The 13,828-nt window shown below is 67.3% G+C and carries 16 protein-coding genes; 10 read left to right on the plus strand and 6 right to left on the minus strand.

Going from position 1 to position 13,828, the window contains the following annotated elements:
- From AC1D12_RS10065 to AC1D12_RS10075, 3 genes are all read left to right on the plus strand, one after another.
- Positions 1–1,202, plus strand: a 1,202-nt coding sequence (locus AC1D12_RS10065) for a DUF58 domain-containing protein (protein ID WP_477840219.1), incomplete at its 5' end; no start/stop codon positions are given.
- A gap of 132 nt (positions 1,203–1,334) precedes the next feature.
- The gene (locus AC1D12_RS10070) at positions 1,335–1,901 is read left to right on the plus strand and encodes a DUF805 domain-containing protein (RefSeq protein ID WP_477824731.1); all 567 of its coding nucleotides are present in this window, start codon (positions 1,335–1,337) and stop codon (positions 1,899–1,901) included.
- Positions 1,902–1,903: 2 nt separating this feature from the next.
- Positions 1,904–2,479: a cob(I)yrinic acid a,c-diamide adenosyltransferase gene (locus AC1D12_RS10075; RefSeq protein WP_047508167.1), complete on the plus strand. Its 576-nt coding sequence runs from the start codon at positions 1,904–1,906 to the stop codon at positions 2,477–2,479.
- Positions 2,480–2,488: 9 nt separating this feature from the next.
- Here the strand turns inward: AC1D12_RS10075 and AC1D12_RS10080 are convergent, their stop codons facing one another.
- Positions 2,489–2,773, minus strand: coding sequence for an EF-hand domain-containing protein (locus tag AC1D12_RS10080; RefSeq protein WP_047508166.1), 285 nt, complete (start codon positions 2,771–2,773; stop codon positions 2,489–2,491).
- Between the two features lie 140 nt (positions 2,774–2,913).
- Positions 2,914–4,032 carry a 3-deoxy-7-phosphoheptulonate synthase gene (locus AC1D12_RS10085; RefSeq protein WP_047508163.1) on the minus strand — a complete coding sequence of 373 codons (1,119 nt, stop codon included), beginning with the start codon at positions 4,030–4,032 and terminating at the stop codon, positions 2,914–2,916.
- Between the two features lie 318 nt (positions 4,033–4,350).
- Here AC1D12_RS10085 and AC1D12_RS10090 point away from each other — a divergent pair, with 318 nt between their 5' ends.
- The 3 genes from AC1D12_RS10090 (at position 4,351) to AC1D12_RS10100 (ending at position 6,963) form a co-directional block, all read left to right on the plus strand.
- Positions 4,351–5,136, plus strand: a complete 786-nt coding sequence (locus tag AC1D12_RS10090; protein WP_477840220.1) for a fumarylacetoacetate hydrolase family protein — start codon at positions 4,351–4,353, stop codon at positions 5,134–5,136.
- Between the two features lie 110 nt (positions 5,137–5,246).
- Positions 5,247–5,792: a hypothetical protein gene (locus AC1D12_RS10095; RefSeq protein WP_477824733.1), complete on the plus strand. Its 546-nt coding sequence runs from the start codon at positions 5,247–5,249 to the stop codon at positions 5,790–5,792.
- A 139-nt stretch (positions 5,793–5,931) separates the two neighbouring features.
- Positions 5,932–6,963 (plus strand): hypothetical protein, encoded by a 1,032-nt coding sequence (locus AC1D12_RS10100; RefSeq protein ID WP_477824734.1) that lies wholly within the window; start codon positions 5,932–5,934, stop codon positions 6,961–6,963.
- A gap of 33 nt (positions 6,964–6,996) precedes the next feature.
- On the opposite strand, the gene tldD is transcribed toward AC1D12_RS10100, so the two are convergent.
- Complete coding sequence (gene tldD, locus AC1D12_RS10105; RefSeq protein ID WP_477840222.1) at positions 6,997–8,472, minus strand: metalloprotease TldD; 1,476 nt, start codon at positions 8,470–8,472, stop codon at positions 6,997–6,999.
- Between the two features lie 153 nt (positions 8,473–8,625).
- On the opposite strand from tldD, the gene AC1D12_RS10110 reads away from it, so the two are divergent.
- On the plus strand, positions 8,626–9,525 hold the full coding sequence (locus tag AC1D12_RS10110) for a hypothetical protein (RefSeq protein WP_477824736.1): 900 nt from the start codon (positions 8,626–8,628) through the stop codon (positions 9,523–9,525).
- A gap of 24 nt (positions 9,526–9,549) precedes the next feature.
- On the opposite strand, the gene rsmI is transcribed toward AC1D12_RS10110, so the two are convergent.
- Positions 9,550–10,452 (minus strand): 16S rRNA (cytidine(1402)-2'-O)-methyltransferase, encoded by a 903-nt coding sequence (rsmI, locus tag AC1D12_RS10115; RefSeq protein ID WP_477840224.1) that lies wholly within the window; start codon positions 10,450–10,452, stop codon positions 9,550–9,552.
- A gap of 1 nt (position 10,453) precedes the next feature.
- Between rsmI and AC1D12_RS10120 the strand changes: the two genes are divergently transcribed.
- From AC1D12_RS10120 to AC1D12_RS10130, 3 genes are all read left to right on the plus strand, one after another.
- Complete coding sequence (locus tag AC1D12_RS10120) at positions 10,454–10,825, plus strand: YraN family protein (RefSeq protein ID WP_477824738.1); 372 nt, start codon at positions 10,454–10,456, stop codon at positions 10,823–10,825.
- Positions 10,826–10,894: 69 nt separating this feature from the next.
- Positions 10,895–11,491 carry a phosphoheptose isomerase gene (locus AC1D12_RS10125; protein ID WP_477824739.1) on the plus strand — a complete coding sequence of 199 codons (597 nt, stop codon included), beginning with the start codon at positions 10,895–10,897 and terminating at the stop codon, positions 11,489–11,491.
- Entirely contained in the window at positions 11,488–12,153 is a 666-nt protein-coding gene (locus tag AC1D12_RS10130; protein WP_477824740.1) for a BON domain-containing protein, read from the plus strand. Before AC1D12_RS10125 ends, AC1D12_RS10130 begins: the two co-directional genes overlap by 4 nt.
- Positions 12,154–12,243: 90 nt before the next feature.
- Here the strand turns inward: AC1D12_RS10130 and AC1D12_RS10135 are convergent, their stop codons facing one another.
- Both AC1D12_RS10135 and AC1D12_RS10140 read right to left on the minus strand, forming a co-directional pair.
- A complete protein-coding gene (locus AC1D12_RS10135) occupies positions 12,244–13,137 on the minus strand; it encodes an NAD(P)-dependent oxidoreductase (RefSeq protein ID WP_477840226.1) in 894 nt (297 codons plus the stop codon).
- A gap of 13 nt (positions 13,138–13,150) precedes the next feature.
- The coding region (locus AC1D12_RS10140; protein ID WP_477840228.1) for an ATPase, T2SS/T4P/T4SS family at positions 13,151–13,828 on the minus strand (678 nt) is incomplete at its 5' end.

A 13,828-nucleotide genomic window follows, 5' to 3' on the forward strand; every position in this document is an offset into this window, starting at 1 on the left:
ACCTGTGGCACACGCGCCGCAGCTGGGCGCGCGCGCCGCTGCGGCTGGAGCGGCGGCTGCCGCAGGCGCTCGCGATCGGCGTGCCGCGCGAGCTGGTGCTCAACCTCGTCAACACGGCGACCCTCGGCTGGCGCGGCAGCGTGTTCGACGAGCTGGACGGCACGCTCGACTTCGACGGCCTGCCGCGCACGTTCCGCCTGCCGGGGCGCCGGCGCATCGAGCTGCGCTACCGCGTGACGCCGCGCCGGCGCGGCCGGGTGCGCTTCGGCGGCACGCAGCTGCGGCTGCGCTCGCGCGGCGGCAGCTTCGAATGGCTGCACCTGCTGGGCGAGCCGCAGCTGCTGCACGTGTACCCGAACTTCGCGGCGGTCGCGCGCTATGCGTGGCTGGCCGGCGACCGGCGGCTGTCGCAGATCGGCATCAAGACCTATGCGCAGCGCGGCGAGGGCACTGATTTCAAGCAGCTTGCCGACTACCAGAGCGGCGACCCGGTGCGCCACATCGACTGGAAGGCGACGCTGCGCCACGGCCGGCCGATCGTGCGGCAGTTCCAGGACGAGCGCGACCAGTGCGTGCTGTTCCTGCTCGACTGCGGCCGGCGGATGCGGGCCGACGAGGGGGCGACGAGCGCCGACGGCGGCCACTTCGACCAGGCGCTGAACGCGCTGATGCTGCTGACCCACGTTGCGCTGAAGGAGGGCGACGAGGTCGGCGCGCTGAGCTTCGGCCATGCGCCGGGGCAGCAGCGCCGCTTCGCGCCGCGCAAGGGGGCGGCGACGCTGAACGCGATGATGGCGCGGCTGTACGACATCGAGCCCGGCACCGACCACTCCGACTACCTCGAGGCGGCGCGCGACGTGATGCGGCTGCAGCGCAAGCGGGCGCTGGTGATCATGCTGACCAACTTCCGCGACGAGGATGCGGCCGAGCTGGCCCCGGCGCTGAAGCTGATGCGCACGCGCCACCTGGTGCTGGTGGCGAGCCTGCGCGAGCGGGTGCTGCGCGAGATCGCGGGCCAGCCGCTGGGGGTGGCCGAGCGGGCGGTCGAGGTGGCCGGCGCGCACTGGTTCGAGCAGGCGCGGCGCGATGCCTTCCGGCGCGTGACCGGGCAGGACGCGCTGTCGGTGGACGTGGAGCCGCGCGACCTGCCGGTGGCGCTGGTGAACCGGTACCACGCGGTGAAGCGCTCGCGGCTGCTGTAGCGGCCCCCATCCGCTCGCGTCATCCCCCCAGAATCCCCACTCGGGGTGCTAGGCGCGACACGAGGGCTCCGCTACGATGGCCGCGCCGATCCCCGGCCTACGACACCACATCATCCCGAGGAGAACCCCTGCATGGCCACCGCCAATCCGTCCGCCAACCCGTACCAACCGCCGCGCGCGGCCGTCGCCGACATCGACCGTGCATCGGGCGAGGTCCAGCCGATCAACCTGTGGTCGGCGCGCGGGCGCATCGGCCGCCTGCGCTACCTCGCCTACCTCGGTGCGAGCTACCTGCTGATGCTGCCGGTGTTCATCGTGGCCGGCGTGATCGCGGCGGTGACGCAATCGCCGTTCGTGATGGTGGCCGTGTACGGCGTGGTCGGCATCGTCTATGCCGTCTGGGCCGTGATGATGATGATCCAACGCTCGCACGACATGGGCTGGAGCGGCTGGACGGTGCTGCTCGCGATCATTCCGTTCGTCGCGCTGATCTGGCTCTTCAAGGCCGGTACGCCGGGCAGCAACGAGTACGGTGCACCGCCGCCGCCGAACACCCGCTCGGTGAAGATCCTGGCCTGGGTCTTCCCGGCGTTCATCGTGCTCGGTATCGTCGCGGCGATCGCGCTGCCGGCCTACCAGCAGTACGTGATGCGAGCCAAGGCGGCACAGATCCAGGCGCAGCCGCAGCAGCAGCCCTGAGCATGGCGAATCGACTCACCCAGATCGCCACCCGCACCGGTGACGACGGCAGCACCGGCCTCGGCGACGGCACGCGCGTGCCGAAGGACCACCTGCGCGTGCAGGCGATGGGCGATGTCGACGAGCTGAACTCGACGCTCGGCGTGCTGCTCGCCGAGCCGCTGCCCGACGAGGTGCGCGAGCTGCTGGTCGTGATCCAGCACGAGCTGTTCAACCTCGGCGGCGAGCTGTCGATCCCCGGCTACGAGCTGCTGAAGGGCGATGCGGTGCTGCGCCTGGACGAGGCGCTGGCCCACCACAATGCGGCGCTGCCCCGGCTGAAGGAGTTCATCCTGCCGGCGGGCACGCGCAGCGCGGCGATCGCGCACGTGGGGCGCACCATCGCGCGCCGCGCCGAGCGCGCGGTGGTGGCGCTGGGGGCGCAGGAAGCGGTGCGTGCCGAACCGCGGCAGTACCTGAATCGGCTGAGCGACCTGCTGTTCGTGCTGGCGCGCGTGCTGAACCGCGCCAACCTCGACGGGCTGGGCGGCGACGATGTGTACTGGCGCAGCGAGCGGCTGGCCAGAGACGCTGACTGAGCGGCGCCGTCAGGGCGCCGCGTAGTACCCGACCGCGAACTCCGCGAGCGTCAGCTGGCCATCGTGGTCGGCATCGAGCTTGTCGAACATCGATGCGATCACCGGCAGGCGCTCGGCCTCCTCGCGCGACAGCTTGCCATCGCCGTTCACGTCGACGCGGGTGAACACGGCTTCCATCGCGGCCTTGTCCTTGGCCGAGGGCTCGGCCGCCGGCGTCACTGCCGAGGCCAGCAGCGCCGCGCCACCCAGCGTCAGGGCCAGCAGGCTGCTGCGAATGCGGTGCGGCGTGGTCATGGCGTGCCCCCGGGCAAGTGGATCGGACGTCGATTGCACCCGATCCGGCCTGCTGCAGCCAGACTTCTTGCCAGGGCTTACCCGCGCTACATCTGCGTGACCGACCTTACATGCGCAGACGCGGGGTCGGCCCCGTCCGTTCAGCGGCGGCGCGCCTTCACGGCCTGGTGCAGCACGTCGAGCACCGTCAGCGAATCGTTCCAGCCGATGCAGGCGTCGGTGATGCTCTGCCCGTAGGCGAGCTGGGCCGGATCGTCCTTGCCGGCGCTGAACTTCTGCGCCCCGGCGTTCAGGTGGCTCTCGACCATCACGCCGAAGATGCGGCGGCTGCCCCCGGCGACCTGGCCGGCGATGTCGCGCGCGACGTCGATCTGGCGCTCGTGCTGCTTGCTGCTGTTGGCGTGCGAGCAGTCGACCATCAGCGACGGGTTCAGCTTGGCGGCTTCGAGGTCCTTGCAGGCGGCCTCGACGTGAACGGCGTCGTAGTTGGGCGTCTTGCCGCCGCGCAGGATCACGTGGCAGTCGGGGTTGCCGCGCGTCTCGACGATCGCGACCTGGCCGTTCTTGTGCACCGACAGGAAGTGGTGCGCGCGGGCCGCGGCCTGGATCGCGTCGGTGGCGATTCGGATGTTGCCGTCGGTGCCGTTCTTGAAGCCGATCGGCGCCGACAGGCCCGAGGCCAGCTCGCGGTGCACCTGGCTCTCGGTGGTGCGCGCGCCGATCGCGCCCCATGAGATCAGGTCGCCGATGTACTGCGGCGAGATCACGTCGAGGAACTCGCTGCCGGCCGGCATGCCCAGGCGGTTGATCTCGGTCAGCAGCTGGCGCGCGATGCGCAGGCCCTCGTCGATGCGGTAGCTCTCGTCGAGGTAGGGATCGTTGATCAGGCCCTTCCAGCCGACGGTGGTGCGCGGCTTCTCGAAGTAGACGCGCATCACGATCTCGAGCGTGTCGGCGTATTTCAGGCGCTGTTCGCGCAGCTTGCGGGCGTAGTCGACGGCGGCGACCGGGTCGTGGATCGAGCAGGGGCCCATCACGACGAGCAGGCGGTCATCGCGGCCGGCGACGATGTTCTTGATGCGCTGGCGCGTGTCGGCGATCAGCGTTTCGGCGGCGGTGCCGCGGATCGGGAAGAAGCGAACCAGGTGTTCGGGCGGGGGCAGCGGAGTCACGTCCTGGATCCTTTCGTCGTCGGTCTGGCCTGTCTTGTCGATGGGCGCATACCAACCCTCCGTGGCGCTGGCGGACTTGGCGTTCATGAGCGTGATCTCCTGCTGGGATGGACGGTGAAAACTGCGGGGGCAAAAAAAAACCGCCGGGGAGACCCGGCGGTTTGGTGAGTTCTTTGCGTTTGTGTCTTACAGCCTACGCGCTGACCTCTCCTCCGCCGGGCGGTGCGAGAACCAAAAGTAGGCAAAGAAGTAGGACGGGACGAAACGCATGGGCGCGAATGTAGCACGGCCTCCCGATCGGCCGTCAAGCTCGTTTTTTGCACAGGTGTTCGCCGTCGCGGGGAAATTGACAGCGCCGCGCAGGCGCGGGTCAATGGCGGTTTGCCAACAAGACAGGAGACACGCATGGACCGACGACACCTGATTTCCACCGGCGCGGCAATGGGCCTGGGCGCCGTGGCCGGTTGCGCCACCGACACCCGCGCGGCCGGCGGCGCGAAGACCGCGTTCGAGGTGCCGCAGCCGACGCTGCCGGTGGTCGGCAGCACCGAGCTGTTCCCGGTGCGCCGTATCTACTGCATCGGCCGCAACTACGCGGCGCATGCGCGCGAGATGGGGTCGGACCCGAACCGCGAGCCGCCGTTCTTCTTCCAGAAGCCGAGCGACGCGGTGCAGTTCGTGGCGCCCGGCAGCACGGCCGAGCACCCGTACCCGCCGTTGACGAAGAACTACCACTACGAGATCGAGCTCGTCGCGGCGCTGCACCGCGGCGGGCGCAACGTGCCGCCGGAGCAGGCGCTCGATCTGGTCTACGGTTATGCGATCGGGCTGGACATGACGCGCCGCGACCTGCAGCGCGCGATGGGCGACGAGAAGAAGCCGTGGGAGATCGGCAAGAGCTTCGACCGCTCGGCGCCGATCGGGCCGATCCACCGCGTGGCGCAGGTGGGGCATTTCACGCAGGGCTCGATCACGCTGAAGGTGAACGGCCAGCTCAAGCAGAACGCCGACCTGAAGCAGATGATCTGGAGCGTGGCCGAGCAGATCAGCAAGCTGTCGCAGGCCTTCGAGCTGAAGCCCGGCGACATCATCTTCAGCGGCACGCCGGAGAACGTCGGGCCGGTGGTGCCGGGGGATGTGATGCAGGGGGAGATCGCGGGCTTGCCGGTGTTGAGCGTGCGGGTGGTGTAGGAGGGGCAAGAGAGAGGGCAAGAGGGGAACCGGCCTGGCGGTGTCGTTACCAATGCGGGCAGGCGGATGCACGCCTTGCTGCAGCGACACCTCAGGAAAGGAACCTGACCATGGAAGGCCAGCCCCCCGGCAAACTCCCCTCGTCTCGCGGGCCGTCGCTGAAGAACTTCGTCATCCGAGGTCGGACGAGCGCGCAGCCTGATGGCAAGGCATTGGGCCAGAAGGAGCGTCAAAACGCTCGTGCAACGCTTGACTCGGGCCTGCAGTCACCACGGAGGCCCACGATCGACCCGGAATCTGACGAACGGCGGACACGGCAGCGTCGAGACGAAGACGAGCTCTTGCGCGCGATCGAGGGTGCGATGACGCGCAATGACGATGCCTCTGCCGAACAGCTGCTCCTGCAATTGAACAAGGTGCAGCAGCAAGGCGTTGTGTTGCGGGAGCACCTCGAATCGTCCGGCCGTGCGAATCAGCTGCTGGCCTGTCGGGAAAGGCTCAACGGGGAGCTCGAAACCACCAGCACGTTGAAGCTCGAGCTCCGTGCCGCAACAAAGTACGTGCGAGCGCTGGAGACTCGCATCGAAGCGTCTGCGGCCCGAGTGGAGAACCTCGCGAAGGAATTCGACGCACTGCTGGCACGGCCCGAAACGTGAGGCGATGCACGGAACGCCCTTCGAGGCGGTGTTACTCACGCGATGCGATATCGAGAGTCATCAGCAGTCAGGGCGAGTCCGGTTATCGCAGTCACTCATCAATGCAGGGCCGCGACGGCTTGCCAATCAGGAGAAAGCAATGAGGCCCCCACCCGGAGTCAAAAAGAAAGATCGTGCGGAAAGCAAGGTGCAGAGCCCGAGGTCGAAGGAGAAGAACGACTTGCTCCATCGTAATAAGACGAGCAAGAAGAACGCTCGCCACACATTGGACCTGTCTGGGACGAATCTATCCATTGATCGACCGACAGCGCTGTCCACTGAAAAACGCGCCACCTTTGCCTCCCAGCCGTCCGACTCGGACTCCCTGTTGCCGACGTTCAATCAGTGGAGGAATGGGGCCGATACCACCAGCCCGAGACACGCGTGGACATCTTCGGTTCACTCGCCGAGGGGTACTCCCGCCGCTGAGAAGCTGACACTGGGCAAGAGTCGCACCAACAATCTCATCGAGAGCCTGCTGGGATCGATGCAGGGCGCCTCAGAGCAAGAAATCAAGGAGGCGCTTCAAAAGCTGGAGCGCATGGAGGGGAGCCGCGCCGGTCTGGGACAGGCCGCGCAGGAATACAAGCGCCAGGCAGCCGCGGCAAGAGCCGAGATCAGCACGCTGCAACAGCGCGTGTTGGACTTGGATGCGCGAGCATCCCTCCTGGAGAATCTCAACGAAGGCGGCACCGAAGAATGTCAAGGCGCGATTCAGAGATTGAAAGCAGAGCTTGGGCGCCGAGCCGCGCTTCAGGCACCGGGCGACGTACTTGAATCTGCCGAGGGCGGCGACGTTGACGCCAAGAAGGTGTTTGGGGACGCGACATTTTCACTGGAGGAGGTGCTCCAGGGGCTTAAAGTTTCCGTTGCGGAGTTGGAAGTCGAGGCTCGGCAAAAGCGCGGCACTGTCAGTATCCAGAAGCTGCCCGCGTTGGAGTTGATCTCTGCCACCGAAACAGTCGAGACCGAAGGGGTATCGCACAGCAAGGCGGAGCGCAAAGCGGCCGAGCATGCGAAGAAAGTCGGGCAACTCGGAGAACTTCTGACAGCGGAAGAGCAGAAGCTGGCCAAGTGGCAGCACAAGGCCCGTGAACTCGCCTTGTCGGAGGCCAGCGCCTCCAACGTGTAGAACCGCTCTCCGTGCCCTGCCCGGGCGCCGCGCTCAGGCCGTCCCGCCCACCGTCATCTTGTCGATGCGCAAGGTGGGCTGGCCGACCCCCACCGGCACGCTCTGCCCTTCCTTGCCGCACACGCCGACGCCGGTGTCGAGCTTCATGTCGTTGCCGATCATGCTGACGCGGGTCAGCGCGTCGGGCCCATTGCCGATGATCGTGGCGCCCTTCACCGGGTACTGGATCTTGCCGTTCTCGACCCAGAAGGCCTCGGAGGCCGAGAACACGAACTTGCCGCTGGTGATGTCGACCTGCCCGCCGCCGAAGTTGGTGGCGTACAGCCCGCGCTTCAGGCCGGCGATGATCTCTTCCTTGGTCTTGTCGCCACCCAGCATGTAGGTGTTGGTCATGCGCGGCATCGGCACCGCGGCATAGCTCTCGCGGCGGCCGTTGCCGGTCGGGGCGACGCCCATCAGGCGGGCGTTCATCGAATCCTGGATGTAGCCCTTCAGGATACCGTCCTCGATCAGCACGTTGCGCTGCGTGGCGTTGCCTTCGTCGTCGACGTTCAGCGAGCCGCGGCGGTCGGGCAGCGTGCCGTCGTCGAGCACCGTCACGCCCTTGGCCGCCACGCGCTGGCCGATGCGGCCGCTGAAGGCGCTGGAGCCCTTGCGGTTGAAGTCGCCTTCGAGCCCGTGGCCGATGGCCTCGTGCAGCAGCACGCCGGGCCAGCCCGGGCCGAGCACGACGCTCATCTCGCCGGCCTTGGCCGGGCGCGATTCGAGGTTGGTGAGGGCGGCCTTGACGGCATCGTTGACGTAGCTCTCGATGATGTTGTCGTGGAAGTAGCCGAGCCCGAAGCGGCCGCCGCCGCCGCCGGAGCCGACCTCGCGGCGCATCTCGCCGGCGATGGTCTGCTCGGCGATCACGGTGACCGACAGCCGCACCAGCGGCCGCACGTCGGCGGCCAGCGTGCCGTCGGCGCGGGCCACCAGCACCACGTCGTACTCGGCGGCGATGCCGGCCATCACCTGCTTGATGCGCGGATCCTTGGCGCGGGCGAGCTTCTCGACGCGCTCCAGCAGCGCGACCTTCTGCGTGCTGTCGAGCGTGGCGATCGGGTCCATCGGCGCATAGAGCACGCGGCTGCCGGCGATCTTCGGCGTGCCGGTGATCTTGACCGTGCGGCTCTGGCCGGCCGCGGCGATGGTGCGCACGGTGGCGGCCGCATCGAGCAGCGCGGCCTCGGAGATGTCGTCGGAGTAGGCGAAGGCGGTCTTCTCGCCGGCCACCGCGCGCACGCCGACGCCCTGGTCGATGCCGAAGCTGCCGCTCTTCACGATGCCTTCCTCGAGGCTCCAGCCTTCGCTGCGCGTGTACTGGAAGTAGAGGTCGGCGTCGTCGATGCGGTGCGTCGCGATGGCCTGCAGGGCCTTGGCCAGCGTCGCATCGGTCAGGCCGAAGGGTTCGAGCAGCAGCGAGCGGGCGACGACCAGTCGTTCGAGGGTGGGTTCGCGCGAGATCATGGCGGCTCCTGTGGGTGGTGGGGCATTCTAGGAGGGGGTCGGTTCTCGGTCGAGCGAAGGCCTTTGGGAACTGTGACCGCGCGGTGGTTACTCAGGCGAGGCCGGGGCGTCCGGCACGGCAGTCACCCATGGACCTGTTGTCAGGAGATCTTCTTGTTAGAGCGAAAGTCAGACGCGGCAAAGACCCGGCGAACGGACGGGCATCCCACCGATTCGAAGGCGGACAAGAAAAAGAGCAAGGAACTGTCGAAGAAGACAAGGAAGCAGCGGCGCAGTGCCGAGTCGGAAGTCAAGCAGTCATTGGAGGTCAAGTCGTCTCGACGGCATAGAGGGCCTCCCAGCGACGAAGCGAAGCCTCCGCAACTGCCGGAAGAGGCGTTGATAGCCTGGAAGATTCTGCAACCCAGGTTGGATGAGTCCGGCGAGTTGAAATCCGAGTTCATTCGCCCTGAAAGTGAACTGGACACGCAAGTCATACCACGCCAGATCTCGAGCGATTTTGTGTCGGAGCAACGAACGTCATCCCCAGGCAACTCGGGTGAACCGTCGAGTCCGCGACTCGCGAGGCAAGTGCCGCCGAAAGGGGCGCTTCGGATCATCCGTCCGGGCGAACCCCAGGGAAAGCGCAAGTCCTTGCCAGTGACGTCTCCCGCGTCGATTGAGAAATCGCGTCATCTGAAAAGGATGTACAGAGACGACTTGGCGATGCTCCAGCAGAACACACGAAACCTGGATGCCATTCAGCGGATGTCCGGCTTCATACAGTCGGCCGATGCAACTCAGCTTCGCGAAGCAAGGCGCGAGTCGCGAAAGGAGTATGAGCAACTTTCACAACGCATTGATCGGACAAGACGGGAACTCACGAAGTTGGAGAGCCAGAAGTTGGTAGTCGCTGGAACACTCAAGGAACTCGACGAGGCCATCGCAAAGAGCCCTCAAGAAGACTTTCCTGACGACAAGGAGTGGGACGTGCTTGATGGGCCGCCTGAAAGCCCAGGCTCTCCCTCCAGAAGCACCGCCGAGCATCGACGAGTGCAGACCGACAAGGTCTGATCTCTCGGCTCACATCGCCGCGCTTCAATCGGTTTCCCGCATCGCCAATGCCCGTGCATAGAGCGCATTCCGGGAGGCGCCGGTGATGGTGGCGGCCAATGACACGGCCTGTGTCAACGGCAATTCAGCCAGCAGGAGCTTGAGTGTTGCTTCGCTGTTTGCGGCGGATTCATCATGCTGAACGGGTCGGGCGTGGACCACGAGAACGAACTCACCGCGCTGGCGGTGTTCGTCCTCGGCCATCCATGCCGGAAGACCTGCGGCTGGCAAGGTCACGATGCTTTCAAACTGCTTGGTCAGCTCGCGGCACAGTGTGACGAGCCGGTCGCCGCATGCATCGGCGATGCCTTTCACCAACTTCTCGATGCGGTGGGGTGCTTCGAACACCACTTGCGCGTTTGCGCGCATCGCGATCGCCTGCATGGCCTGGGCTCTTTCGTTGCCCTTGGGCGGAAGAAAGCCGATGAACTCGAAGCCGCCAGTGACAGCATCCCCCGCCACGCTCAACGCCGCCAACGCACTGCTGGCCCCGGGAAGCGGCACGCACCGATACCCCGCCGCCTGCGCCGCAGCCACCAGCACCGCCCCCGGATCGCTCACCGCCGGCGTCCCCGCATCGCTCACGTACGCCACCCGCTCGCCGCGCGCCAGCCGCGCCAGCACTGCCTGCGCCGCCTCGCGCTCGTTGTGCTCGTGCACCGCCAACAGCGGCTTGTCGAGCCCCAGGTGGCGCATCAGCTGCGCGCTGTGCCGCGTGTCCTCGCAGGCCACCGCGTCGACCAGCGACAGCACGTGGATCGCGCGCAACGTGATGTCGGCCAGGTTGCCGATCGGCGTCGCGACCACATAGAGCGCGCCGGCGGGATACTGCTGCGCGCCCGCCGCCGCCTCGGCAGCCTTCAGCAACAACGATGAGTCCAGGGTCACGATGGTCCAGACGACGAAGGAGGTGGGAGACGACGGCGAGGCACGGGCGCTCGCGCACCTGCTGCGTCATGGCCTCGTGCTGGTGCGGCGCAATTATCGGGTCGCGGCCGGCCCGCGTGCCCGCGGCGGCGAGGTCGACCTGATCCTGCGCGAGCGCGACGGCACGCTGGTGTTCGTCGAGGTGCGCACCCGCGCCCGGCTCGGCCATGGCGGCGCGGCGGCAAGCGTTGGTGGCGTCAAGCAACGTCGTGTCATCTTCGCGGCGCACCATTTCCTGCGCGCCTGCCCGACACTGCCGCCCTGCCGCTTCGACGTGGTGGCCATCGACGGCGAGCACCTGGAGTGGCTGAAAGCGGCCTTCGACGCAGGTTGAAAGGGGCTGAGCGGGCGGTCACACCCCTCGGAACCAAGCTGGTGCACCCGTGTCATATGATCCATGCCCATGCTTGAACAACGAATCCAGCAACAATTCTTCGACAGCGCCGACCTGAAGTACGCCGCGGCCGAGATCCTCTCCCGTCCCATCGCCGATGCCGTCAGTGCCGTCGTCGGCTCGATCACCTCCGGCGGCAAGGTGCTGGCCTGCGGCAATGGCGGCTCGGCGAGCGATGCCCAGCACTTCGCGGCCGAGTTCGTCGGCCGCTTCGAGCGCGAACGCCCCGGCCTCGCCGCGATCGCGCTGACGACCGACACGTCGATCCTGACGGCGATCGGCAACGACTACGATTTCACTGCGATCTTCTCGAAGCAGGTGCAGGCGCTCGGCGCCCCCGGCGACGTGCTGATCGCGATCACCACCAGCGGCAACTCCGCCAACGTGCTGGCCGCCGTCGAGGCGGCCCACGCGAAGGAGATGACCGTGATCGCCCTCACCGGCCGCGGTGGCGGCAAGATGGCGGGCGAACTCACCGAAACCGACGTGCACATCTGCGTGCCCCACGAACGCACCGCGCGCATCCAGGAAGTCCACATCCTCGCGCTGCATTGCCTGTGCGATGCGGTCGATCTGCAATTGCTGGGTGAACAGGAAAACACATGAAGTCTCTCTCGTCCCGTCTTTCTCCCCTCACCGTCGTCGTGGCCGCCGTCGTGGCCACCTCCAGCCTGTCCGGCTGCGCCGCCTTCTTCATCGGCGGCGCGATGGTCGGCGGCACGCTGGTCGCGACCGACCGCCGCACCTCCGGTGCCCAGATCGAAGACCAGTCCATCGAGCTGAAGGGCGGCAAGCGCCTGAGCGAGGTCACCGACCAGCAGAAGTCGCGCGTCAGCATCACCAGCTACAACCGCATGGTGCTGCTGACCGGCGAGGTGCAGACCGACACCGAGAAGGCCGCCGCCGAACAGGCCGTGACGCAGCTCGAGAACGTGCGCACCGTCGTCAACGAGATCTCGCTGGCCGGCAGCAACACCTTCAGCCGCAGCGGCGCGAGCGATGCGCTGCTCACCAGCAAGGTCAAGGCGACGCTGATCGATGCGCGCGACGTGATGGCCAACGCATTCAAGGTGGTCACCGAGCGCGGCACCGTCTACCTGATGGGCGTTGTCACGCAGCGCGAGGCCGACCGCGCGACCGACCTGGCGCGCAGCATCAGCGGCGTGCAGAAGGTGGTGCGGGTGTTCGAGATCGTCTCCGAAGACGAACTTGCGCGGCTGCGCCCGGCCGACCCGCCGAAGCCCGCCACCTCGTCGAACAAGCCCTGACCGATCCAGCAGCCGCCGCGGAACCGGCTTTGCCGGGCCGCCAGCGGCGTCCCCTTGAGGGGGAGGCGCCGAAGGCGCTTCGGGGGTGGGCTATTTCAGCCTTGTGATCAGGCTTGAGGTGTCCCAGCGCTGGCCGCCCGTGGCCTGCACGTCGGCATAGAACTGGTCGACCAGCGCGGTGACCGGCAGCCGCGCACCGTTGCGCTTGGCCTCGTCGAGCACCAGGCCCAGGTCCTTGCGCATCCAGTCGACCGCGAAGCCGAAGTCGAACTTGCCGTCGATCATCGTCGGCCCGCGATTGTCCATCTGCCAGCTCTGCGCGGCGCCCTTGCCGATCACGCCGAGCACGGCCTTCATGTCGAGCCCGGCCTTCTGGCCGAACGCGACCGCTTCGGCCAGGCCCTGCACCAGCCCGGCGATGCAGATCTGGTTCACCATCTTCGCGAGCTGGCCGGCACCGCTCTCGCCGAGCAGCGTGACGGCCTTCGCAAACGCCATCGCGACCGGCTGGGCCTTCGCGAACGCGCCGGCCTCGCCGCCACACATCACGGTCAGCGCGCCGTTGATCGCGCCCAGGTTGCCGCCGGACACCGGTGCATCGATGAAGTGCAGGCCGAGCTTTCGGGCGGCGGCATCGAGCTCGCGCGCCACCTCGGCCGAGGCGGTGGTGTGGTCGACGAAGATCGCCCCCGGCTTCATGCCGGCAAAGGCGCCGTCCGGCCCGGTGGTCACAGCGCGCAGGTCGTCGTCGTTGCCGACGCAGGCGAACACCAGGTCGGCGCYGGCCACCGCGGCCTTCGGCGTCGCGGCGCTCGCCCCGCCGTACTCCTTCACCCACTGCGCCGCCTTGGCCGCGGTGCGGTTGTAGACGGTCACGCGGTGCCCGGCGCGCGCCAGGTGCCCGGCCATCGGGTGGCCCATCACGCCCAGGCCCAGGAAGGCCACGGTCTGCGCGGCGATCGGCTCGTAGGTCTTGGTGCTCATCGGGGGCGCGTCCTCAGACGATCGTCAGGTGTTCGGTGCCGGCCGACAGGTCGCTGCTGCGCGCGCGGTTGCTGTTCAGCTTGATCTGCAGCCGCAGGTCGTTCACCGAATCGGCGTTGCGCAGCGCGTCTTCGTAGGTCACCAGGTGGTTCTCGTAGAGGTCGAACAGGCTCTGGTCGAAGGTCTGCATGCCCAGCTCGCGCGACTTCTTCATGATCTCCTTGATCTCGGAGACCTCGCCCTTGAAGATCAGCTCGGAGATCAGCGGCGTGTTCAGCATGATCTCCACCGCGGCGATCCGCCCGCGGCCTTCCTGGCGCGGCAGCAGCCGCTGCGACACCAGCGCCTTCAGGTTCAGCGACAAGTCCATCAGCAGCTGGGCGCGGCGCTCCTCGGGGAAGAAGTTGATGATCCGGTCGAGCGCCTGGTTGGCACTGTTGGCGTGCAGCGTGGCCATGCACAGGTGGCCCGTCTCGGCGAACGCCACCGCGTGCTCCATCGTCTCGCGATCGCGGATTTCGCCCATCAGGATCACGTCGGGCGCCTGGCGCAGCGTGTTCTTCAGCGCCTGGGCCCAGCCCTCGGTGTCGAGGCCGACCTCGCGCTGCGTGACGATGCAGTTCTTGTGCGGGTGCACGAACTCGACCGGGTCTTCGATGGTGATGATGTGGCCGTACGAGTTCTCGTTGCG

The sequence above is a fragment of the Rhizobacter sp. P1_G5 genome (genome assembly GCF_056405435.1).